A 25114-nucleotide genomic window follows, 5' to 3' on the forward strand; every position below is an offset into this window, starting at 1 on the left:
TAAATAATATTGAGTATTAAATAGAAAGATAGAGAATGGCAGAAAAAGAATTAATTTTAATTAGTCATGGGAAAATGGCAGAGGGCGTAAAAGATAGTGCCGAATTGATTATGGGCAAGCAAGAACATGTGCATACAGTGTGTTTGCTCCCATCTGAAGGCCCAGATGATTTTAAGTCGAAGCTTGAAGAAAAAATTTCAGGAATGAATATCGAAGATATTACGGTTTTTGCTGATTTAATGGGTGGAACCCCAGCTAATGTAGTTAGTCGCATGATTATGGGTGGTCAAAAGATTCGTTTAATCTCGGGAATGAATTTACCACTGGTAATCGAATGGCTCAATAGTCAAATGAGTGGTGCGGAAACTGATTTTGTAACTGCTGGTAAAGCTGGAATTGTCGATGTTACTGAAATGTTGGCTAATATGAAAAAGTAAACCTATTAACAAAAATAGCGCCTAGTTTTAAAACTAGGCGCTTTTTTTTATATTAAATTTAAAACAGTATTTGGATTGTCTCTAATGGTGCTAGAGTTTCATTAATAATAGCAATACCATTTTCAACATTAATGTGGACTTTTGTTTTCCTGACAGAGTTATTGACTTTCCTAATAATTGTAGCTTCATTACTTGTTAGTGGTGCAGATAAGTGCCATTTTATTTGTTGATAGCCATCTAAAGTAAAGTTGGCTAACCAAGCTTTTTGACCATCATTTTCAATAAACAGCTTAACATTTGGCATTCCCAATAAATAGTCTACTGGCGTAACACTATCAAGTATTTGTTGCAACAGACCCTGTTTGTATGTAGTAAATTGAGATTCCCAGCCATAGCGTGGATCTTGATCCATTGGGAGGATAACGATATGCTGGTCAATAACGGCCATGACGTTACCTAATTTTTCATCAATTGCATTATAAGCAAAAGACCACACTTTTACAAAACTTTGCGGTTGATATTCAATTTTTAAATAGTTTCCTGTTTGCTGCAACATTGTAATTCGCGGACTTTCAACTCCGTCAACAATCTGTCCATCTGCCTGTTCAAAAACTTGATAGTTTGAACGAAATGGATGCCACTCTGCTTTTTTAATATGCAGTAAATTGGCTAAATTTCTGTCTAGTAAAACTTGGATGCATTCACCATCAAGCAACACAAAATTGTTTTTAACTAATTCATTAATTTGTGAATTTGACAAATTACGTAAAAGCTGACCAGAAATAGCAACTACTTCATTTTTCAGTAAAGTTTTTTTACTGATAGGCAAAATTGTTGTAGCAAAACCAAAAGCTCCCAAAAGACTGGTCCAATTCTTTTCGTGAGGTAAAAGCTCCTCAATATTTTTGCCAGTTTTAGTTTGCAAATAGTAACTAGAGTCTTGATCAACCAAAACTTTTATTCCTCTTAAGTGGTCTATCGGCAAGCGATTTGCTAATAGTTGGTTAACAAACGGTTTAATTTGAGCGAGCATTCCTGCATAGTGCCAACTATCATTGATACCGTTGCCCATCATATCAAATAAATTAAGTAAAATTCCCTGGCTTCCAATTAGGGCGGAAGTAATAATCTGAAATGCGGTAAACGCATTTGACTTAACTAATGGAGAATACATATAGCTTTCCAATTCAGGGTACAGTTCTGCATTTTCACCTAAAAACGCAGCGGTAATGCGAGTATATTCTTCGAAATATCTACCGTATTGTAATGGTGCAACTTCATTATAAGCAGGTAAATGAGGCCGAGCCACCTTGGGATGACCTTCTCCAGCCTGTGCCTTAAATAAATTATCCCAATCGCGACCTTCAAGAGCATGCCAATCAGGATAGGAAGTCATTTGTGCCAGATCTGTCTCAGGACTAACCTTGTGAACAGCCTGTTCAATTATATGCTCGGTTTCAATCATCTCTTGACGAGCCTGGTCAAGGTAAACCTGTCTTTCTTTAGTTGGTTTACCAGGCTGCAACATCTTTTTAACAAATTCTGCACGCGTTTCCTTTTTGCCTAATTTTTCGTTATATAGTTTCATGTGATAATCACAAAAGCACATTAATTTAAGGGGTGAATGGTTGTAATGGCGAAAATCATCTTCCAGCCATAACCTGCGGGGATGGATGCTGGCATATTGTGCGTAGGTATTTGCTAAATATTTACGCCATGTTGGATCAGCTGGACAAGCCATATCTTTGGCTTTATTGCCATTAATATCAACGAAAGTATTAAAGCCAATTTCAGGATTAACTTGGTAGCCTCGATCTGAATGCATAATGGTTGTCCAGGGGTTTAAACTAGTTGTTACACCAATTTTAGAAAGTTCTTTTTGTAAAGGTTTTATGGCATCTAACCATACTTGAGTCTCAGCTTTAGTTAAGTGGCTATGGTTTAGTTCTTCACCATTTATAAAAAAAGCAACATCGTCAATTTTACTCTCTTTAACAAATTTAATTAATTTTTCGTTTTTTGCTGGAGTGTTTGCTTTTGGATCCAGCATGTACCTTAACGTATAAATAAATGACATATTCGTGTTCCTATATAAAACTAATTACTAAAACTAATTTTATCATAGAGATAAATAAATTTCCTTTAAAATTCAGATAAGAAAACTATACTTCAATAGTTTAAATTGTAAATATTTATTAAAAAATAACAAATAATATATATAAGATCAAAACATGGGTGGACAAGATATTTAAAATAACCGTTTATTTATAGAACTAAAGATAATATAATATATTTATAAAACGCTTTCTAGATAATAAATAATAATTAACAAAAGGGGAAAAATAATGTCGAAACAAAATAATTTTAATAATACAGCAAAAATAAGAAATGAGGACAGACATAATTCTTTTAAGCGAATTGGAGTGGGTGTTGCTTCAATAGCACTAACATCGATTTCTATTGGGATTATGTATTGTCCTTCTCAAGTTGTTAGTGCCAAGGTGGTTACTCACCAGTCTACAAAAAATAAAAAGCATGTAAAGAAGAATAAGAGGATTTTAAAAAAGACTAGAAAAAATAGAAAGTCAGTTTCCGTTATAAAAACTAAAAAAGTAACTAAAAAGATCATTGCTAACAATAATGAAACAATAGAAAACGATCAAAGCAATGAAACTAACAATGAAACAATAGAAAATTCTCAAAATAATAATACTAACAAACAAACTGAACAGACACAAAGTAAAGTAAGTACTGATGAAACTAGTCAAAATGCGATTGCTAGCATTGAAAAGAAAGATAAATATTTTGAAGTTACTTATACTAATGGACAAGTAGCCCGACTATATGTATTAAGTCCAAAGATGTTTCGTTATTATATAGATCCCAAGAAAGAATATGGCGATCCTGAACAATCTCAAAAAGATTTAAATGCAAAAATGCTACAAGAAGATGCTTATGGAACGGGTGGATTAGAAGCTACAAAATATGAGGAAACTGAAAATGGTTGGAAGTTGTCAACTGGTACAATTGATATTAACTTTGATAAGACAGCGGGAACTATGAGCGTAAGTAAAGGAAATAGGGTGATTTTACAAGAGGATAAGCCAATTTCTATTACTGATGATTCAAGTACACAAACACTAAAAGACGATAAAGGTAGTAATTATTTTGGTGGAGGAACTCAAAATGGTAGGTTCAATCTGACCGGTGACAAAATTCAAATTGTAAATACCAATAACTGGGTTGATCAAGGTGTAGCGTCTCCTAATCCATTTTACTGGTCATCTAAGGGATATGGTGTCGTGCGTAATACTTTTGCACCAGGTAGTTATGACTTTGATAGCATGTCAGATGGAAATATAGCAACAACTCATAATGAAAATAGATTTGATGCAATTTATTTCTTTGATGACTCCTCTTACGACCTGATTCATGATTACCAAGAGCTAACTGGATTACCTGCTTTGACACCAATCTATGGTTTCTACGAAGCGCACTTAAACGCATATAACCGTGATTACTGGGTTGAAGTTCCCGAAGGAACTTCTGGTGCCATAAAATATCCAGATGGAAAATACTATAAGGAATATCAGCCTGCTGATCTTCCGGCTGATTTGAAGGATAAAGCAATTCGCGAAACTTTAAATGGTGAAAATGGAGGAACTAGTTATCAATTCAGTGCACGGGCAATGATTGATCAATATTTATCTCATGATATGCCCATTGGTTGGTTCTTACCTAATGACGGCTATGGCGCAGGTTATGGTCAAACTGACTCGTTAGAGGGCAATCTAGCAAATTTAGCAGAATTTATTGATTATGCTAATTCGAAAGGGCTGCAAGTAGGTTTGTGGACTCAGCAAAATCTATCACCTGTTGATCCTGCAAATCCTAAGCCTAGTGACCGCGACTTTGAAAAAGAAATTCAAAATGGTGTTACTGCATTAAAAACTGATGTGGCTTGGGTAGGTTATGGTTATTCCTTTGGCCTTAATGCAACTCAAACTGCTGCAAGCATGATTAACAAGATTAAGGGTGATCTTTTACGACCATTTATTATTACTGTGGACGGTTGGGCTGGTACGCAAAATACGGCAGCTGTTTGGACAGGTGATGAAACAGGAGGAGAATGGGAATATATTCGTTTCCAAATACCTACGTATATTGGATCAGGACTTTCAGGTCAACCTAACTCTGCATCAGATATGGATGGCATTTTTGGTGGTGAAAATCCAATTGTTAACGCTAGGGAATATGAATGGAAAGCATTTACTCCGATTCAATTAAATATGGATGGCTGGGGTTATAATCCTAAAAATCCATTTGCATTTGATGAAAATACTACTAATATTAATAGAGCTTACTTGAAACAAAAATCAATGTTAATGCCATATATTTATAGTATAGCTGCAGATTCAACTTTTGCTGGCAAGCCAATGGTTAGAGCAATGTTTCTTGATTACCCAGATTATCCTGAGGCCTACACTAATTTGGTAAAATATCAATATCTTTGGGGTGATAATTTCCTGGTTGCGCCGATTTATCAAAACACGGCAAGTGATGAAAAAGGAAATGATGTTCGTAATGGAATATATTTACCTGATAAAAACCAAATATGGATTGACTATTATACTGGGAAAGAATATCAAGGTGGTCAAGTTCTTAATGATTTTGCTGCTCCAATTTGGAAATTGCCTGTTTTTGTTAAGGCAGGAGCTATTATTCCAGTTGCACCAGCAACGAATACGCCAAAAGATTATCTAAATCTGAAAGAGAATAGACGTGAATTTGAAATTTATCCTTCTGGAAATAGTAATTTTACTGTTTATGATGATGACGGAATTTCTGCACAATACAAAAATGAAAAATACACACGAACTCAGATTCATTCTGCGCTAGATGGCTCTAAGCTGACAATTACAGTCGATCCTACAAAGGGTACTTATCAAGGTATGAATCCTAATAAGACTACAGAATTTGATATCAGAACTAAGTCTAACCCTACTACTATTACTGTTAAGATAGGTTCAAAGGATGTCAAACTAAGGCAAGCAAGTGACCTAGAGGATTATCAGAAATCTACTAATGTTTATTTCCTAGATAATTCTTATTTAACAAATTCATATTTGAAAGATATGGGTGAAGGTCTTAAACAAAGCTTTTTACGTATTAAACTTGATAAAACTGATGTTACTCAAAATGGAATTGTAGTGTCACTTGACGGTATCAGTGAAGATGCAAATCCTGTAAATAAAATTCCTGATGAAAGCTCGGAAGTAAAAGTCCCTTCGGATATTAAACAAGATTCTGATAAGACTACAAAAAATACTATTGCTATATCATGGACTCCAGTTGACGGAAGTCAAAGTTATAACTTAAAAGTTGATAATGTTTTGTATACCAACATTAAGAAACCAGAATTTATATTAACTGACCTAAAGCCAAATTCACAGCATACATTCCAAGTACAGACTGTAACTGAAACAGCTGTTTCTCCTTGGAGTGATATTCAAACATTTAAGTCAAATGAAGATGAACTTAAAAATGCTGTGAAAGTTACTTATGTCAATACAGAGTCAAATATTAAAGGTACTAATATCTGGCAATCTGGTACACCTGGTGAAAATTTATTTGACGGTGATCTAACTAGTCAAGCACATACCAATTGGTTTACATCGGGTCCGGAACAAGATGCTACACCAATGACTATTACAACTCATTTGGATGGAATTACTGATCTTGACCGTTTTGTTTATGTACCAAGAGATGATGGTGGTAAAAACGGCATGATAAAGGCCATGAATATTCAAACTAGCGTTGATGGCATTCATTGGAAAGAAGCAGGAAGTGGTTCAAACTGGTCTTATGATAAAGATAAAAAGGAAATAAAATTTGCACCTGGTACAAAGGCTTATTGGGTAAAATTTATAATCCCACAAAACAGCACATATAATAAATTTGTCTCTGGTCAAGAATTTTTGCTTTACAAAAAAGATGGTACTAAAGCTGTACTTCCTGGAGATATTAATAATGATGGCGTAATAGATGATAATGATGTAACTTCCTTGTCCAATTATGCGGGAGAGACGCGTGGTAAAGATAATGATTTTGATGGCTATGTTGAAAATGGTGATCTTAATCAAAACGGAATGATTGATGCGTTTGATATCAATTATGTTTTGACTCAATTAGGAAATCCACCAGCAAATATTGATGAAAGTGCCAAAGTTACCCCTTCAGGTAAGCTAACTATTTCTACAGATAAAAACAGCTATAATGAAGGTGATACAGTCACTGTAACTATTAGTGCAAGTAATTTAAAAAATGTCAATACTCTGTCTGCTAGACTGCCATATAGTTCGCAGGAATTAAAATTTGAAGGCATTCAAAATGGAAGCTTAACAGGAAGTATGACAAGTTTCTCTAAGAATAAGACTCATTCAGATAATAGCACGGATGTATTTGTAATTTATGGTAATAGAGGAGAAGCACCGCTGCTTAATGGTTATGGAACTGTTGCAACAATTAAGTTTACTGCGTTAAAGCCATTGAATGGGAAAACTATTACTTTTGGTCTTAAAGATCAAATGCTGGTGAACAAGGGGTCTTTGGAATATGAGCCGGAAGATACTGAAACAATTAGCATTAAAGTTAAAGAAAAAGCTGAGAATCAGCATAATGATACAGGCAATTCTGGCAATACAGGTAACTCTGGCAATACAGGTAATATCACAAATAGCAATATCACTTCTCCAACAGCAAATACATCGGATCAGACAGAACCAAATAAGGACAAGGATAAAGAAAACACAGACAATAATAAATTTAAGACAAGTAAAGTCTTGATGCATAATGCATATATTTATGATGAAAACAGTCAAAGAAAAGATGATAGTGTTCTAAAAGCTGGCTCTAAGGTAATGGTCCTTGGTAAAAAAGTGATTAATAATAAAGAATACTATGATTTAGGAAATAGTCGCTTTATAGCAGCTGGCAATATTGATGGATTGGATCGCAAACTTCGTCATAATTCATACATATACAATAGGAAGGGAAAGAGAGTAGGACGTAAAGTTTTGAAAAAGGGTAAGAAAGTAGAAACATATGGTAGTGCAATAAAGATAGGGTTTAAGAAGTACTATACAATAGGTAAAAACAAATATGTAAAGAAAGTTAATTTTTACTCGATATAAAAATAAAAACTAGATTAAATCTATCAAGTTTTTAATTATTTAGTTACTAAGCGACTAAAATTTTCCCCATAATTAGAATTACTAATTATGGGGTTTTATTTTTCTAACTAGTAGGAAAAAACAATGTTATGACAAAAACTTATCATAAAGCTATTTATACTTTCTTAGATTTAGCATATAATCAAATTTATCAAATATTTTAAGAAAGATTAATTTTCTTCTAATATGAAGGAGGAGAGAAAAATTAATAAAGAAAGTAATATACAAAAAAATGTAGAATCCGAAAATTTGAAATTGCAAAACATCACTGAAGTAACCAGACAATCTGGTTATTTTGAGATTCACTATACACATGGACTGATTGGACACCTATATATACTAGATGCAAAAACATTCAGGTTATATATTGATCCAAGCCAGAAATTTCAGGAGCCGGAACAATCAGAAGAAGGATTGCATGCTCAAATTTTCTTGACAGATATATATAGCGCCAAAGGAATGAATTGTACCAATCTCCATGTAACCACAAACGGCTGGCAAATTGATACAGGTGCAGTTGAAATCAATTTAGTTAAAAATGACGCTACAATGAGTGTTACTAAAAACGGTAAGGTAGTATTAAAAGAGGCACGGCCGATTGAACTGACAAATTCGGCAACTCTTCAAACTTTAATTGATCATAATAGTAATTACTTTGGTGGAGGTACCCAAAACGGCCGTTTCACACTAGCAGGAGAAAAAATCGAAATTGTAAATACCAATAACTGGGTTGATCAAGGTGTAGCTTCACCTAATCCTTTTTACTGGTCAACTGCCGGTTACGGTGTAATTCGCAATACTTTTAAGCCCGGACATTATGACTTTAATAGCAATTCGAACGACGAGATTACGACTGTTCATGAAGAAAATCGTTTTGATGCCATTTATTTCTTTGCCGACTCAGCATATGAATTAATTAATGCATATCATAAGCTAACTGGTAGGCCTGCCCTGATACCAGTTTTCGGCTTTTATGAAGCTCATCTAAATGCATATAACCGTGACTATTGGGTTAAGGTAAAACCTGATGAAAAGGGAGCTATCAAATATCCTGATGGCAAGTATTATCGTGAATATCAGCCCAAAGATTTACCGGCAGAATTAAAACCAAAGTCAATCAGGGAAACGCTTAATGGTGAACATGGCGGGGTTTCATATCAGTTTAGTGCCCGTGCCATGCTCGAACAATATCTGCAAAATGATATGCCTATAGGCTGGTTCTTGCCTAATGATGGTTATGGAGCTGGATATGGTCAAACTGATTCATTAGCAGGTAACCTCAAGAATTTAGCTGAGTTTGTTAAATATGCTAATAGTAAAGGTGTGCAAGTAGGACTTTGGACCCAGCAAAATCTTGCACCTGTAGATCCTGCCAATCCTAAACCCGATGACCGTGATTTTGAAAAAGAACTGGTTGCCGGAGTGACTGCACTTAAAACTGATGAGGCCTGGGTTGGCCATGGTTATTCGTTCGGCTTAAATGCCACTCAAAGTACTGCCAAGATGATTGCCAAAATCAAAGGTGACCAATTGCGACCATTTATTATTACTGTTGATGGCTGGGCAGGAACTCAAAATACCAGTACAGTTTGGACTGGGGATGAAGTAGGTGGTGAATGGGAATATATTCGCTTCCAAATACCAACTTATATTGGCGAAGGGCTCTCAGGACAACCTAATGTTGCGTCAGACATGGACGGCATTTTTGGAGGTCAACAGCCTATTATTAATACCAGAGATTATCAGTGGAAAGCTTTCACCCCAATTCAATTAAATATGGATGGCTGGGGTAAGAATCCTAAAAACCCATTTGTATTTGGCGGTATTACAAATAAACTTAACCGCGCTTACCTCAAGCAGAAATCAATGATGATGCCGTATATTTATAGCATTGCAGCGCAAGCTACTTTTACTAGTAAACCCATGGTGCGAGCAATGTTCTTGGAATATCCTGATGTGCCTGAATTTTATACTAATTTGGTCAGATACCAATATTTATGGGGAGAAAATTTCTTAGTTGCTCCGATTTATCAAGATACTGCCAGTGATGAAGCGGGGAATGATATCAGAAACGAAATTTATTTGCCTGATGAAAAGCAAATCTGGATTGACTACTTTACTGGTCAAGAATATCGTGGCGGTCAAGTAATTAATAACTTTGATGCACCATTATGGAAATTGCCTGTATTTGTTAAAGCAGGAGCAATCGTTCCTGTAGCACCAGCAACTAACACACCTAAGGAATACCTTGATCTGAAAAAGCAGCGGCAATTTGTAGTTTATACCAATGGGAACAGCTGCTTTACAGCTTATGAGGATGATGGCTTTTCAGCTAAGTACCAGCAGGGCGATTATGCTCAAACCACAATTAGCAGTCATTTGTTGGGTTCTGATCTGACTATTCAAATTGCTAAAACTAAAGGTACATATACTAGTTTTGATCCGGAAAAAACAACGGAAATTGATATCAGAACCAAAAAAGCACCAAAGGCTGTCAAAACTATGGTTGGCAATCAAGAAATTAGTTTGAATGAAGTAAATAGTATAGCTGAATTTCGCAGCCAAGAAAATTGCTATTTCTTTGATCAAAATTACTTGGTTAACCCATACTTAAAAGAATTTAGCACCAATTTAAAGCAGACATTTTTGAGAATAAAAATAGGTCAGACCAATACTAGTCAAAACGAAATAGCTATTAAAATCGGTGGTATCGCTATAAGTGCAAAACTGGTTAACAGTTTGCCAGCAGAAGATGATTCTTTGACAAGTCCGACTAATTTGGTACAAGATGATGAAAAAACTACTGCAGATTCCATCACGGTATCATGGCAACCTGTAGCTGATTGCGATAGTTATCAACTTAAAATTGACAATCTCTTATATACCAATATTAAAAAGGCAAGCTTTACCCTCAGCAACCTAAGGTCTGAAACAGCTCATACTTTTAAAGTCAGAGCGATTAAGAACTTAAAGGTATCTTCTTGGGGAGCAAGAATTAGCTGCCAAACTAAGAAAGCGGACAAAAAAGAGCAAAAATAGCCTTAAATAAGAATGGTAAAGTTTTTCCGATGTAATGATAGTTGTGAAAAAGTTTACTAAAACTCTTGTTTTTCTTTAAAAGGCAACTTTATCAGTATATAATAATAGTTGTGCGATTAAAGAAAATGTTAAAGGAGATATATAATGAAAACAATTTCTGCAGCAGTTGCCAAACATATGGCAAACTTGTCAACAACTGATGGTATAATCAGTGCTTTGGCAATCGATCAACGTGGCTCTTTGAAAAAGATGTTAGCAGAGGCTGCTAATAAACCTGCTGATGAAACAACTATTGTTGATTTTAAAAAAGCAGTTTCCAGTGAGTTAACTCCTTACGCTTCATCAATTTTGACTGACCCGGAATATGGTTTGCCGGCAACTAAAGTTAGAGACAAAAATTGTGGATTATTACTTTCTTATGAAAAAACCGGCTATGATACCACCGAACCTGGCAGAATGCCTGACTTAATTGCTAATCAGTCTGGATTAAGAATTAAAAATGAAGGCGGAGATGCCATTAAGTTTTTGGTTTACTATGATCCTGACGAAGGTCAAGAAATTAATGATAAAAAACAAGCTTTCGTTGAGAGAGTTGGTGCAGAAGCAAAAGCGAACGAATTACCATTCTTTTTGGAAGTTCTGACTTATGATGCCAATATTGCTGATGCTAAGAGCGAAGAATTTGCGAAAGTTAAAGCTGATAAGGTCTTGAAGACAATGAAAGAATTTTCAAAGCCTGAATATGATGTAACTGTACTTAAAGTGGAAATTCCATTTAATATCAAGTTTGTTGAAGGCTTTAATGGAGACAACAACGTTGTTTACACTCAAGAAGAAGCTAAGGATCTGCTTAAAAAGCAGTCAGAGATAACTGATCTGCCTTATATTTTCTTATCTGCTGGTGTAACCAGTGAAGAATTTATTGCTGAAATTAAAATGGCTGAAGAAGCCGGTGCTGACTTCAACGGCGTTCTTTGTGGCCGTGCTACTTGGAAACCAGCTATCAAGCCATTTGCTGCTGAAAGTGAAATAGCCGGTAGAAAGTGGCTATCAACTCACGGCAGAGAAAATATTGAAAACTTAAATGAGGCACTTAAAGGTGCCAAGTCTTGGCGTGATAAGTTAGAAGTTGCTGACTAATTTTACCAGCTTTGATAATTAGAAGTTAAAAAAGCTTTCTATACTTTAATTAGTATAGAAAGCTTTTTATTTGCTCTTGTAAAAATCAGTTCTAACTGAATAAGCATCACTAAAAATACGGGTCATTATTTGTAATGGCAAGCGTGATCTGACCTCGTACTCGGGAAAATAATTAGTTTTAGATTTGTAACCGATAAAGGATAAAGTGGAAAAGGGCAAAATACTACCAGATGAATTAGTAGTGAAGGTCAAGATAGGAACTTCATTTTTATTAAGAGCTTTAGCTGCAGTGACCAATTCCTCAGTTTCACCGTTCAAAGTGATAAAAATTGCTAATGAATCTTTCTTGATTTTACAGGCGATCGTCTTAATAATATTTGGGTCTGAATGAAATTCGCAATATTTTCCAGTTAATTGCAATTTAACCATCATTTCGTGAGCAATTGATTCAGATAGGCCGCGAGCAAAGATAAAAACGATTTTAGCTTGCTTAGTGAGCGAAATACTGTCCTCAATCGTACTGTAGTTCAAATTATGCAAAGTGTTATTCATTTCAATTTCGTTTTTAGTAATCACGCATTTGATTTTATCGTCAGCATCATTTAGCACACTAAAAGTAGAATTTGAATTGTTTTTTAGTTTCAAAGATTCGCGGTAAGAGGTGTAACCACTGTAACCCATTTTTTGCATGGTGCGCACAATTGTTGCAGTTGAGACATTTGCAAATTGACTTAGTTTTACTATCGACATATTAGCAATCTTTTGGGGATTATTTTCTACGATATTCCAGAGATGTAATTCTGCTGAGGAAAGTTCTTTATTTGGCATATATACGCTCCTTTTGTAAATAGTTTCCCAATAATTATAGTAAACGCTATCAATTTGGAAAAACGTTACACTTTTTAACTTCTATAATAATAATGCAAAAGGCAAAAAAAGGGGAGAAATCTTTGATTTACACAATAACGTTGAACCCAGCGATTGATTTGGTAATTGTTACCCAAAAGCTGGAACCAAAGGTAGTTAATAGAACTGAAAAATTTGAATTGCAACCTAATGGTAAAGGAGTCAATGTTTCGTTCATTTTAAAGAAATTAGGCATTGATAGTGTAGCTACTGGTATTGGTGGCGGCTTTACATTAGATTATGTCATTTCTGGTCTTAAAGAAATGGGGATTCAAACCAATTTTTTGAAGGTAAAAGATCCTACCAGAGTTAACGTATTTACCGATGTTTTGGATGAAAAAACAGAATACAAACAAGTTAACCCAGGACCAGTAGTCAGCTTGGAAAAACAAAACCTCTTTTTGGATTATCTAAAAAATACACTAACTAAGGATGATATGGTAGTTGTTTCCGGCAGTTTCTCTCGGGGCATCAAACCGGACTTTTTAGTACAACTGGCTCAGCTAGTTCAAAAGCAAGGGGCTAAATTTGTAGTTGACAGCAGTTATATGGAAGTAATTGATACTTTAAAATATCGGCCGTTTTTACTTAAACCCAATGACGCAGAACTGGCAGCTTTTTTTAATTATGAGGGTGAAATGACAGACGAGAAAACAGTCGCTTTTGCTCAAAAGCTAGTTAAACTGGGTTGCCAAAATGTGTTGGTTTCTTTAGGTGCTAATGGAGCAGCTTTTATTAATGAACGGCATATCCTGTTTGCCAATGCACCTAAAATACAAGTGGTTAATTCAGCTTGTGCAGGGGATACAATGCTTGGTACCTTCATTGCCTTTTTGGAAAAGAAAAAACCTATTAGTGAGGCTCTCAAAGTAGCTGTAGCTGCAGGAAGCGATACAGCTAGTCGCACTGGACTAACAGATTTTTCTTTAAATAATTTGTTACCACAAATTTCAGTAACGGAAAGGATGAATTAAAGTGGCTAAATATGATTTAGTTGGTGCAACTGGTTGTGCAACTGGTGTTGCCCATACATTTATGGCCGAAGAGGCATTAGAAAAAGCTGCAGAAAAGCTTGGTTATACCATTAAAATTGAAACACATGGTCAAACAGGTATTGAAAATAATTTAACAAGTGCAGAAATTGAGGATGCGCAAGCCGTAATTGTTGCTTCCGATATTGATGTTGGCCTGGATCGGTTTGCAGGCAAACGTCTAGTGGTAGTTCCGGTAGCAAGAGGTGTTAAAGAGCCAGATGCTTTAATTAAAAAAGTTTTGGCGGCACCAATTTATAAAGATGGCCAGGCAGCTAAAGATTCCACTCATGAGAGTGTAGGAAAGCAAAAGCTAGGAAATAAAATTTATACCTCTTTGATGAATGGCGTCTCTCATATGTTGCCATTTGTCGTTGCTGGTGGAGTTTTAATGGCCATCTCGTTTTTCTGGGGAATTGATTCTGCTAATCCTAAAAGCAGTGAATACAACCAATTTGCTGCGATGCTAAATACTGTTGGCAGTACTACTATGAACTTGATGGCTCCAGTCTTAGGAGCTTATATTGCTGAAGCTTTGGCGCAACGGACGGGTTTTGTAGTCGGCTTGGCTGCCGGTTTTATCACCTTCAACGGTGGCGGTGGCTTTTTGGGAGCTATCGTTGGTGGCTATTTAGCTGCGATCGTTGTTTTAGGCTTACAGAAGCTGTTTCAACCACTGCCAGATGATAAATTTAGAGGCTTGAAATCAATCTTTCTTTTGCCTGTTCTCGGGGTTTTAATCACAGGATCAATTATGTACCTATTAAATACTCCAATTAAAGCACTGAACGTTGGTTTAATGTCCTGGCTTAGAGGTTTTGAAAATACTAATCCTGCATTGTTAGGAATAATAGTTGGCATAATGTGTGCAGCGGACTTTGGTGGTCCGATTAACAAGGCAGCTTATGTTACAGGTACAGTATTGCTGGCACAAGGAAACTACTACTTTATGGCTGGTGTTTCTGCTGCTTGTATTGCCCCACCTCTAGCTACGGGCTTTGCGGTCTTAATGAATCGCAAAGCATATTCAAAGAGTGAAAGAGCTGCTGGCTATGTCAATTTTTTACTGGGATCTACTCATATTACTGAAGGCGCGATTCCATTTGCTGCTAAACATCCGTTATGGAATATTCCGGCATTTATGGTTGGTTCTGCAGTTGCGTCAGTTTTAACTTACATAACGAAAATTAGCGTACCTGCTCCTCACGGTGGCTTTATTGTTTTACCATTAGTTAATAAACCATTCTTATGGGTATTGTGGATTCTAATTGGATCGGTTATTTCGGGGGCATTACTAGCTCTAATTGCTGGTAGATTTGCAAAAAAAGATGCTTTAGCAACTGCAACTGACTCTACAATTGCACCTAGTGTAGACAACACATCTCATGAACAAGCAGAAACTAAAGTAGAAACTTTTGCTCCAAGTGATATTCTTGATTTACAAAATATTAAAGTTGGCGTTGATGTTGCTAGTCGCGATGAAGCACTTAAATATTTAGCAGACTTTGCCGTCAAAAACAACTTGGCTAACGACAGTGAAGCTGTTTACAATAGTTATGTTAAGCGTGAAAAAGAGGGCTCTACGGGTATGACAGATGGTTTTGCAATTCCCCATGCCCAGTCAGCAGCAATTGCGAAGTCTTCAATGATAGTTTTGAAGCTCAAACAGCCGATTGATTGGCAATCATTAGATTGTAAAAAGATTGATACAGTTATTTCCTTTTTGATACCACAAGTTGATAGTAATGCTCATTTGCAGTATCTATCAAATACTGCCAAACTTTTGACTCACGCAGATTTTATTGCTAAATTAAAAGCAGCCAATACACCTGCAGAAATTCAAAATTTGTTTGAAAATAATTAATAGACTAGTAAATATTAAACTAAATAAAGTGAGTCCCGCAAGTTGTCTAACTTACGGGACTTATTTTGCTGTGTTTTTCAATTTTGAATAATTTTATAATCGATAGGCTTTATATTTATTTGAAGACAATTGATTATAAAAATACAAAAAAAGAAAGCATATTAATGCTTCCTGGTTTAAACAATTAGTCTTCAACCTTTTTTGCTTCATTTAATGCCTTCATAATTGAAGGATTTTTTGAATGGCAATCTTCAAGCATTTGCAAATCTTTTTTGTCCAGTGTGACTTCGAACTTACTCATTCTGTAATTTCCTTTCTACCAAATTTTAAATTAACTATATCACTTTTATAGCATAAATATGCAAAGCTAGCTAATGTTTTTCATTTATGTTGCAAAAGTGATTTCTTTTTCTTTAAAGAGTGGTTTACAAACAAATGTTCTTAAAACCAATAATTAGCTTTGTGACCCTGTTCTAATTACATTTTTTGAATTAAATAGCAGTTAACTTTGTATTACAATTGTGACATTTTTAACAATTTAGGTAATTAATTCTTAAAGGTTGAGTGATATTCTTGTTATGATTCTGCAATTTTGAGGTAGTACCATATATAGTATCAAATTGAATAATATTTTACTATACTCAATTTGAGAAATATATTATAGATTTTTGTTTAAGGAGAGAATTTTTTTGAAGGTAAAATCTATCTTAGTTAAATCAGCAGCAGTAGCAGCATTATCTGCTTCAGGTGTTGCAATTATGACTAGCGTTAAAGCAAATGACGTTCAAGCAGCTACAGTAGAAAATGATGCAGCAGTTGTAACAGTTAACTACGTTGATGGCAATTCAATTCGCGTGTGGAACAGTTACAAACATCCTGAAGCTACTGGGCAAATTTTACCAAGTAATTCTTCTTGGAAAGTCATTAAAACTGCTTACGATAAAAAGGGTCACAAGTGGTATGACTTAGGCAAGAACCAATGGGTTAAGGCTAAATACGTTAATAAAGGCTATCATCCAGTAAATGAATCTCAAAACTTTGCAACTAGCAGTCAAACAGAAAACAGTACAGTTTCTAATGCTAATAATGTAGAAACTACGAATTATACTAACAATACTGCAGCTACAAATATTAATTACACAACTGCTTCATCTGATTCAGAGGCTGGAGCAAAGTCGTGGATTGCCAGTCGTGAATCTGGTGGCTCATACAGTGCACAAAATGGTCAATATATTGGTAAATATCAGCTTTCTGCTGCATACCTTAACGGAGACTATTCAGCTGCTAACCAAGAACGTGTTGCTAACAACTACGTTACTAATCGTTACGGCTCATGGGCAGCAGCTAAACAATTCTGGCAAGCTAATGGCTGGTACTAATTAGTTAGCCAGTTTAAAAACAGAATATTTAAAAAAGTAAGCAGACACTGGTTGAAAAACTGATGTGAACACTAAAATTAGGATACTTTATTAGTTGTTAATTGAGGACTAACTGCCGATATTTAATCGGAGTTAGTCCTTTTAGTTTGATCTTACTTTTTTTCTGATTGTAATACTCAATGTAGTCTCTGATTACTTCTTTAAGTTCATTGAAATTTTCAAACTACTTTTCAAAACTGTAAAACATTTCATTTGAGTTTGCCGAAGAAACTTTCTCATTATTCCCTCATTATGAAAATTGCTTTTTCGTGCCGTTGATTGGCTAAAGACATGATTTTTGAGCTACTCTTGAAATTAGGTGTTTAAGTATTGTCAACTTGCTCGTTCTCCGAGGGCTTGCTCCTTAAAGTCATTTATAATATAAGTCTGGTCTAAAATAGCCAGGGCATGAGGTGCAATCATTGCTAGCAAGTAAACAATATTGGCCCTTCTAACTGGATAACTTCGACTTAATTCACCAAAATTAATTTGATAAAAATGAAAAGTGATAGATTTCAACTTTAACTTGCTTAGATAGTTTAGCAAAAAATATCTCCTAAATTTAGAGGCCTTATTAATAAAACCCAATGCTTGTTTTTAATTTAGTTTGTGTAAATTAATTTCGTTTTAACAATGTATCTCCTATTTGTTAAGTCAATAATATAACCACTTTAATACCTGCAATAGCTAGTTATTGCATTAACTGATAGAGCAGATTTCTAATAAAGCCTAGCACGTTTTTTGAAAATTTTGTTAGTTTTATAGTTTAATTACACCGCACTTCGTCAAAACATCCATGTGCTTTCGATATATATATATATATATATATATTAAAAACTGACTAAAAACTTATTTACTTTTGCACAAATATATAATAGTATAGATATATAACAGATGTTATTATTAAGCTTGTAGGAGAAATAAAATGAACATAATTAGTCGTAAGAATATTATTAGTTTTATCGGAAGTACTACTTTATTTTCCTTAGTTTATTTTGTGTCACTACTGTAATGGCACGTACAACTAAATTTGGAACAGCACATAGAGGTGCATGGAGTACTGAAACTTTGAATGTATATTATCATGGTGGTGTATACTTCTATCCCCACTATGCTAATCATACTAAAAGAGGATTTGCGAAATATACTAGAGGGGGTAGGATCGTCACAAAAAATAAAACTTCATCCGTTGGTAACCTTGGTAAATATCGTAAACACTACCCAAAATCTGAAAAAATTCAAGTTAAGATTCATTGCTGGGACAGCTTTAATCCGCATGCACCAAAAACGAGATTTTATTATAAGTTTAAATAATTTATTATTGTAAGTAAGGTTTTGATTTATTAGTGAATAAAAATGTTTTAAAGTCAACTGATTTTTGTTATAGCTTTTTGACGGAATTAATAAACAACATTGTAATTGCATTATATATTTTAAATAATCTTGCTCCCAAGGATATTCCTGGTACTTTGCAACTGATTTTTAATAGCAATATTCTTGTCCTATTTATCCCAATATTTCTTAACACTGTTACTCTTCTCTTCATGTATCACTTAGATGAACGTACAAGAAAAGAGAAACAAGTGCGAATTATAGTTGGGTCAACAATACGACGCATGAAGTATCAAAGCCCGTCATTATTAATGATTACTAATTTTGTTGCTGTAATTTTCACTTGCATAATAATTATGTGTATATATTCACTTTTTGAAAAACTTTACTTAATTTTTATTGTGACAAGTGCATTTAGATTAAGCATACTAGTGATTATTACTTTTATTAAAACTTAATTGATAAAAGGGAGTTCAGAATAGTGTATAGTGAATTTATTAAAAATGTATTTTTAAAGCGTGTGGTTTTAGTCCTCTTAACGTTGGTTACTATGGTGTCCTTTAGTTTTATTTCTTATACTCTCATCCGTTCTAACTTACATGTCTTACAAAGCAAGAACGATTTAAAACAATTAATTAAAAAAGATGTATTTATGGGAAATGACCAAACGACTAGTGATCAAATTGATTATATTTTTGACGAAAAAAATTCTAATCGATCGAATAAAAAAGCACAGAAATTGTTTAATTATATTGATCATAACTATGATTATTCATCTAGTTGGTCAGATCAAATTGATATGCCAAATGGATATAGAAACATAGAAATATATACAATTAATAGTAATTACTTTAAATTTTATCCTCTTAAAGTTAAAAAGGGGAGATTGTTTTCAAAATCAGATTATATTGGTAATAAAAAAGAAATACCAGTGATAGTTGGTGCAGGATTAAGGAAAGTAAAACTTGGATCAACTTTTAAGGATTTAAGTCAGCCAGTTGGGAAAAAAGAAACTTATAAAGTTATTGGCATCATGAAAGAAAATACAAGATTACCATCAGCTTACATGTTGGATGGAAGTTATATGCTCAATAAAACTATATTTAGACCGTTGACTGATAAAGATAAGAAGCATATTAATGTAGATCAACTAACTGAAATGTATCAAGATTTATTAATCTACAATACTTCTAAAAATAAAGTTTCAAAACTAGCTAAAACTATTAGAAAAGAAAACCTTGGTAATGTTAAGTTTTATTCAATAAAAGAAAACATTAAATTTTTCTATTCGACTTACAACTCAAGAGCTTTATTATACTTAGTATTATCATTGGTCATGTTGATAATTTTCATAGGATTATTCTTATGGAATATTTGGAAAAGTTTATCAGAATCAAGACAAGAAATTGCAATTAGAATTTCACTTGGGTTGAGAAAATATCATTTGTATATCATAACTTTCCTGTATCAGTTATTGCTTACAATATTTTCATTCATACCAGTTACTATCTACGCGGTTAGAAATTCTTATGTATTAGCAACAGATCGCTTTGATGATCAAACACAAATAATTTTATCATCTCTTCTTCCTAAAATAGAATCAATCAGCTTAATTCTTAGTTTTTTAATATTATTGGTTATAGGTACTTTTTCCTCCATGTTAATTATTTATAAATTTAATAAAACACCTTTAACCTTAAGGATGGGGAGCGACTCATGAGTAAAGTAGTAAATGTTAAACATTTAAGTAAGGGCTTTGAAAAAAACAAATTTATTTTAAAAGATATCGATTTTTCTTTAGAAAAAGGTTCTATGACAGCATTAATTGGTGCTTCTGGTGAAGGTAAGACAACTTTTTTGAATTTGATTGGTTCACTAGATAATTCATACAGTGGTCAAATTATTGTTGCAGGGCAAGATTTATCACTGTGCAACGATAAAAAATTATCACATTTACGCAATACAAAAATTGGATTTGTATTACAAGAACCAATCTTAATTCAAAGACTTTCAGTAGAACAGAATATTTTATTGCCTACGGTTTATTTGCCTTCAAAAGCAAAGAACAAAACCAAAATTATAAGTAGAATGCATAAGTTGGCTCAATATTTAGATATAGATTCTCTCCTCCCAAGAGATCCAAATACCTTATCAGGTGGACAAAAGCAACGAGTTGTTGCTGTTAGAGCTCTAATTAATGATCCAGAAATTGTATTAGCAGATGAACCTACTGGGTCCCTAGATGAAAAAAACGCTAAAACTATCATAAGGCTGTTTAAAAAGATAAAAGATGAAGGTAAAGCAATTTTGACAGTGACGCATGATAAAGAAGTTGCTGCACTGCACGAAAATATATTTAGACTTAGTAATGGGAAAATTACGAAAGTAAATTAAAGAAAGTGGCGTAACTATGGGATTTGGAATAATGAGCCTATCTTTTATACTAGGACTGATATTAGTTATTCTCTGTTTAAAGAAGAACTTTGCTAAGGAAATTAGGTTAAGTTTATTATTTGTAGGAATTATACTGATAGCATTTGCAGTATATTTAGCTTTATAGCTCATATAAGAGAGAGATTTTCTAAAAGAAATCTTTCTCTTATTCATTTTATAGTATTAATAGTGTTTAATTTTTTTAGTTTTTAAACTTAATGATTAACTGCATATGTAAATTTATCACTGCGAATAATTTCTCGCGTTATGTGTAAAGGAAGTTGTGATCATTATAGACTAGATCCTTAATTCGCATTAATGGTGTTTTTTGTCAACACTAAGCAAAAAAGATTCTTCTCTGTTTGCAACCGCAATTTTAAAAGTTCTCTTACCCTTACTAGGAATATGAAATTTGTTTTGTGAAATTTAGTATAATGGCATGTTAAGATCTCCCGTTTTAATGTTTTCAAATTTTGGACCAAGATAAATCCATTCAAGGCAAAATGGAATGTCATCGATATATCTCAAACGTTTAATTTCTATTTTTTGCTGTTCACTAGTAGTTTAGAGAAATGTATTTTGTTTATCATTACTCATAACACTTTTGATGTTACTTAGATGATTAGAAATTTTTTGCCAGTCCTAGCGGTACTGTCTGTTAAACTTGAAAATTTTTGATTTTGAATTTTAATTTCATTACTTTTGTCAGAAACACAAGTTATTTTATCATAAAGCTTAATAAAGTAATTTTCTTCACTTAAAATTTTAAGAGTCTTACAAACAGTCGTGAGGCTAACGAAAGTTTTAAAGCCAGTGCACAAGTAATTAAGGTGAAAAAGTAGAATAACCAGGCAAAATAAAATCAAGATTAAAAGCAAAGACGGCTCTTTATATTGAACGAATGGTTAAATTTAGGTAATGGTGAACCTGTGTTATTAGAATGCAACTACTTTCCTTTGCTTCGCTTTTTTGGACTGGAAAAGGTTGACTTAAGCAAATCTTTATATTAGGTTTTACACAGCCAATATCACATAAAAGAAGTAAAGCCGCGGGACATAGCTATTAGTATTGCCATAGCAAGTTTGAGTGAAGCTAGAGTTTTGCAGAAGTCTGTTGGTTTTCGTTTTCCTTTGTTATTATCAAAAATAAGCTTTAAAGATGGAAATAAGAACATTGTACATATAGGAAAGCAATATAATATTTCTGAGAGGTAACTTAATCTTAAAAAATCATTTTGGAAACTAGTATGTTTGGTAATCGACATTTACTCATAACCGCTTTTATTTAAAATAAGCTAAAAATATTACAAAATGTTTCTTAATTGAAAAAATAATTTAATTGGCAATCTCTCATAATAAGTTTAGAATTAAAATGTGTACCATAAAGAGCCAATTTAGAAAAACTCTCGAGGAAGAATATGAAGAAAAGCAAATTTGCTATTGCCGTAGTTAATATTATTTTTTTAATCACTATTCCAGGAATAACTATAGGCGAAGCTGAACAAGTAACGGCAGCCACTATCAAGGGCTATGTTAAAGTAAAAAAGAAGAAAAAAGTTCGCCTGTATAAAATTTCCGGAAAACATTCTAATTTTTATGCAGAATCTAAATACAAGTATCCATATAGTGCCAAGAAAAAAATTGGTAAGAAAAAAAGAACGGCCTATAAAATTGGTAACAATTCACATTGGATTTTAGCTAAAGATGTTAAAGTAGTTAAAAAGAGCACCAAAAGAGTATATACCCAGGCAAGAATGAAATTACCGAAGGGTTACACTAAAACTGAGTTGCTACTCGCTTATCAGGGTAAACCCAGCAAGAATTTTATTAATGCTTCAATGCAAGGGATGAAAACTAATGATTTTAGTCGTCTCAAAGTATCTGAAAGTAAAGCTGATGATGCAACTCAGGTTGACCTAAATCAGCTTACACCTAAGCAAATTGGAGATATAACTGCTTTTTCTCTTCGCCTTATTAATGAAGCAAGGAATGATTTAAATTTAGCTCCCTGGGTTGAAAGTAATGGAACTAGAAAATTAGCGGCAGATATTGCCTTGGAATATACTAAAAATAATAAAACAATTAAGGACAGTCATTATGTTCCCGGTATTATTCGCGCTTGTCATGCTAATGGACTTAACCTTGACGATAATTTTGTTGAAGATATGGCCGGCTTTTATAATATTAGCCCCACAATGTCTATGACGGAATTAAAGAAAAGTGTTTATTTTGGTTTAAAACAAATGATTTTTGGCTACGTTGGCAGCGGTGAAAAAGAGAGATCTGACCGAAGTTATTATCAAGAATGGGAACATGCCGGGGACTTGTTTAACATCCAAGGCTCGCTTCATGATGGTGATTATAATTATTATGGATTTAGTATTTCGCATAATGATAATATTTGTTCCATGCATTTTATTAGCGTTCCTACGTATGTAGTTAAAAGTAAAAAGTATAATAATGGTTTTCAGCCATAAAAAGCAGCCTATTTGAAAGGCTGCTTTTATTGTATAATTACTTTTAAAATACATTTGTGAAAGTACAGAGGAAAATAAAATGTTAATTTATATTCGTTTGGCTGAAAAAGAAGATTTGGTCCAAATTATGAAAATCATTGATGAAGCAAAAGAATTGCTGAAAAAAGACGGTAATCCTCAATGGCAAAATGGCTCTCCTAACCGCAAAATGCTTGCAGAAGATATAACTTTAAAGCGCGCATACTGTCTTGTGGCTAATAAAGAAATTGCCGGTGTTGCCGTTTTGTTAACAACGGCTGATCCCAATTATAATGAAATAGATGGTGCTTGGAAAAATAATGATGAACAATATGCCACTATTCATAGGATAGCAATTAGCACAGAATTTCGTGGACAGCACCTGAGTCAATTTATGATGTCAAACTTGATATCGCGTGGGTTGATGCTGGGCATTCATAATTTCCGTATTGATACACATGGGGTCAATAAGCGCATGCAGGGGTTGATTAAAAGTTTAGGCTTTGAGTTTCGGGGAGTTGTTCAGGTTGATCAAACTGAAAATGGCGCTAGAAATGCCTATGAGCTTAATTTATAGCAAGAAAAAAGCTGTTTTCTCTTGACTTGCAGGGCACAATTTCCTATACTATTAAATGTTGAGCAAACAAGTAAAAGCTCAGATGGTATTGGGTTATAGCCAAGCGGTAAGGCACTAGTTTTTGGTACTAGTATGCGCTGGTTCGAATCCAGCTAACCCAATTGTTCTTACGAACACCCAACCCGAAAAGAGACAGTTCTGTAATAGGAGCTGTTTCTTTTTTTGCAGGAAAATTATACCAAAAATATTTTTGTTTTTTTGGTATTTTACTATTTAAAAATTAGGGAAAAGGGTTTATTATAACCTCTATGTTTGGTTTGTAATGTTTTCTTTTTTTATGAGGTTTAACCAACACAAAAATATGAATAGTGGCAAAAATAAAACAATAGTATTTGGTCATAGAGGATATCCCGTGAAGTTTGCAGAAAACTCAATGGAAGGCTTCCGCAATGCTGTTCAAAATGGGGCAGAAGGGATTGAATTTGACGTTCACTTAACAAAGGACGGCATACCAGTAGTAATGCACGATGAAAAAGTTGACCGAACAACTGATGGCACCGGTTATATTAAGGACTTTACTCTTAGTAACTTAAGGCAGCTGCACTTGTCAAATGGTGAGTCGGTACCGACGCTGCAAGAATTATTTGAACTACTGGAAAATAAAAATATTCAAATAAATTTGGAATTTAAAACTGGAGTAATTCATTATCGAGGTATTGAAAATACTGTGTTAAGCTTGGCTCAGCTTTATCACTTCGTTTATCCGATCATTTATTCTTCATTTGATTATGTTACACTAAAAAATTGCCAGGAAATTGATCCTAACCAGATCTATTGCTACCTGACTGACGAAGAAGTAGTTAATTCAGCTAAATTAGTTAAAGATAACCACTTTGCTGGCATTCATCCAGGCAAGCTTTTACCAGGAGAGCAAGCAGTTACTGAACGAATTTGGACTGTTGATGACCCGCAAATTGCTAAACAATATTTTCAAAAACATGTTGCAGGAATTTTTACTAATAACTACCCTATGATGATTAAATTACGTGATCAAATTCAGGGATAAGCTAACCTATACGGAGTATTAAAATAGTTAATTTTAAAACACCTTTAACTTATACAGTTTAAAGGTGTTTTTATATGTAAAATTAGTTAATAATTAGAAAAATATTGTAGAAAAATAATTTTATTAAAGGTATAATCTATATAAT

The 25114-nt window shown here is 33.8% G+C and carries 16 protein-coding genes, 1 tRNA gene and 2 pseudogenes; 14 read left to right on the plus strand and 5 right to left on the minus strand.

Annotated elements, in window-relative coordinates; all coding sequences use genetic code 11:
- The first annotated feature begins 35 nt into the window (after nucleotides 1-35).
- Nucleotides 36-437, plus strand: a complete 402-nt coding sequence (locus ERK18_RS08310) for a PTS sugar transporter subunit IIA (protein WP_187155070.1) — start codon at nucleotides 36-38, stop codon at nucleotides 435-437.
- Nucleotides 438-495: 58 nt separating this feature from the next.
- Here the strand turns inward: ERK18_RS08310 and ERK18_RS08315 are convergent, their stop codons facing one another.
- Nucleotides 496-2514, minus strand: a complete 2019-nt coding sequence (locus ERK18_RS08315; RefSeq protein ID WP_187155071.1) for a hypothetical protein — start codon at nucleotides 2512-2514, stop codon at nucleotides 496-498.
- Nucleotides 2515-2782: 268 nt separating this feature from the next.
- On the opposite strand from ERK18_RS08315, the pseudogene ERK18_RS08320 reads away from it, so the two are divergent.
- From ERK18_RS08320 to ERK18_RS08330, 3 genes and pseudogenes are all read left to right on the plus strand, one after another.
- Nucleotides 2783-7594 (plus strand): annotated as a pseudogene (locus ERK18_RS08320) (SLAP domain-containing protein); the annotation flags it as partial.
- Between the two features lie 324 nt (nucleotides 7595-7918).
- A complete protein-coding gene (locus ERK18_RS08325) occupies nucleotides 7919-10708 on the plus strand; it encodes a TIM-barrel domain-containing protein (protein ID WP_187155073.1) in 2790 nt (929 codons plus the stop codon).
- A gap of 144 nt (nucleotides 10709-10852) precedes the next feature.
- Nucleotides 10853-11848 carry a tagatose 1,6-diphosphate aldolase gene (locus ERK18_RS08330; RefSeq protein WP_187155074.1) on the plus strand — a complete coding sequence of 332 codons (996 nt, stop codon included), beginning with the start codon at nucleotides 10853-10855 and terminating at the stop codon, nucleotides 11846-11848.
- A 66-nt stretch (nucleotides 11849-11914) separates the two neighbouring features.
- Here ERK18_RS08330 and ERK18_RS08335 read toward each other — a convergent pair whose 3' ends face one another.
- The gene (locus tag ERK18_RS08335) at nucleotides 11915-12676 is read right to left on the minus strand and encodes a MurR/RpiR family transcriptional regulator (protein WP_187155075.1); all 762 of its coding nucleotides are present in this window, start codon (nucleotides 12674-12676) and stop codon (nucleotides 11915-11917) included.
- 122 nt (nucleotides 12677-12798) lie between these two features.
- Here ERK18_RS08335 and pfkB point away from each other — a divergent pair, with 122 nt between their 5' ends.
- The 3 genes from pfkB (at nucleotide 12799) to apf (ending at nucleotide 17028) form a co-directional block, all read left to right on the plus strand.
- Nucleotides 12799-13728 (plus strand): 1-phosphofructokinase, encoded by a 930-nt coding sequence (gene pfkB / locus ERK18_RS08340; RefSeq protein WP_187155076.1) that lies wholly within the window; start codon nucleotides 12799-12801, stop codon nucleotides 13726-13728.
- A gap of 1 nt (nucleotide 13729) precedes the next feature.
- A complete protein-coding gene (locus tag ERK18_RS08345) occupies nucleotides 13730-15649 on the plus strand; it encodes a fructose-specific PTS transporter subunit EIIC (protein ID WP_187155077.1) in 1920 nt (639 codons plus the stop codon).
- A 689-nt stretch (nucleotides 15650-16338) separates the two neighbouring features.
- The gene (gene apf, locus ERK18_RS08350; RefSeq protein ID WP_187155078.1) at nucleotides 16339-17028 is read left to right on the plus strand and encodes an aggregation-promoting factor; all 690 of its coding nucleotides are present in this window, start codon (nucleotides 16339-16341) and stop codon (nucleotides 17026-17028) included.
- Nucleotides 17029-17125: 97 nt separating this feature from the next.
- Here apf and ERK18_RS09645 read toward each other — a convergent pair.
- Nucleotides 17126-17239 (minus strand): annotated as a pseudogene (locus ERK18_RS09645) (IS3 family transposase); the annotation flags it as partial.
- 161 nt (nucleotides 17240-17400) lie between these two features.
- The gene (locus ERK18_RS08360) at nucleotides 17401-17613 is read right to left on the minus strand and encodes a hypothetical protein (protein WP_187155079.1); all 213 of its coding nucleotides are present in this window, start codon (nucleotides 17611-17613) and stop codon (nucleotides 17401-17403) included.
- A gap of 465 nt (nucleotides 17614-18078) precedes the next feature.
- On the opposite strand from ERK18_RS08360, the gene ERK18_RS08365 reads away from it, so the two are divergent.
- The 3 genes from ERK18_RS08365 to ERK18_RS08375 all read left to right on the plus strand — a co-directional run bounded on the left by ERK18_RS08365 (nucleotide 18079) and on the right by ERK18_RS08375 (nucleotide 20793).
- Entirely contained in the window at nucleotides 18079-18381 is a 303-nt protein-coding gene (locus tag ERK18_RS08365) for a hypothetical protein (RefSeq protein WP_187155080.1), read from the plus strand.
- A gap of 499 nt (nucleotides 18382-18880) precedes the next feature.
- Entirely contained in the window at nucleotides 18881-20119 is a 1239-nt protein-coding gene (locus ERK18_RS08370) for an FtsX-like permease family protein (protein ID WP_187155081.1), read from the plus strand.
- Nucleotides 20116-20793: an ABC transporter ATP-binding protein gene (locus ERK18_RS08375; RefSeq protein WP_187155082.1), complete on the plus strand. Its 678-nt coding sequence runs from the start codon at nucleotides 20116-20118 to the stop codon at nucleotides 20791-20793. Before ERK18_RS08370 ends, ERK18_RS08375 begins: the two co-directional genes overlap by 4 nt.
- Before the next feature lie 465 nt (nucleotides 20794-21258).
- Here the strand turns inward: ERK18_RS08375 and ERK18_RS09650 are convergent, their stop codons facing one another.
- Nucleotides 21259-21375, minus strand: a complete 117-nt coding sequence (locus ERK18_RS09650; protein WP_223897530.1) for a hypothetical protein — start codon at nucleotides 21373-21375, stop codon at nucleotides 21259-21261.
- 874 nt (nucleotides 21376-22249) lie between these two features.
- Here ERK18_RS09650 and ERK18_RS08380 point away from each other — a divergent pair.
- The 4 genes from ERK18_RS08380 to ERK18_RS08395 all read left to right on the plus strand — a co-directional run bounded on the left by ERK18_RS08380 (nucleotide 22250) and on the right by ERK18_RS08395 (nucleotide 24969).
- Nucleotides 22250-23308, plus strand: coding sequence for an SEC10/PgrA surface exclusion domain-containing protein (locus tag ERK18_RS08380; protein ID WP_187155083.1), 1059 nt, complete (start codon nucleotides 22250-22252; stop codon nucleotides 23306-23308).
- Nucleotides 23309-23387: 79 nt separating this feature from the next.
- Nucleotides 23388-23903: a GNAT family N-acetyltransferase gene (locus ERK18_RS08385; protein ID WP_187155084.1), complete on the plus strand. Its 516-nt coding sequence runs from the start codon at nucleotides 23388-23390 to the stop codon at nucleotides 23901-23903.
- Nucleotides 23904-23992: 89 nt separating this feature from the next.
- Nucleotides 23993-24064, plus strand: a tRNA-Gln gene (locus ERK18_RS08390).
- 176 nt (nucleotides 24065-24240) lie between these two features.
- Complete coding sequence (locus ERK18_RS08395; protein WP_390885866.1) at nucleotides 24241-24969, plus strand: glycerophosphodiester phosphodiesterase family protein; 729 nt, start codon at nucleotides 24241-24243, stop codon at nucleotides 24967-24969.
- The last annotated feature ends 145 nt before the right edge of the window (nucleotides 24970-25114 follow it).

This window comes from Lactobacillus kimbladii, assembly GCF_014323605.1.
GTDB classification, from domain to species: domain Bacteria; phylum Bacillota; class Bacilli; order Lactobacillales; family Lactobacillaceae; genus Lactobacillus; species Lactobacillus kimbladii_B.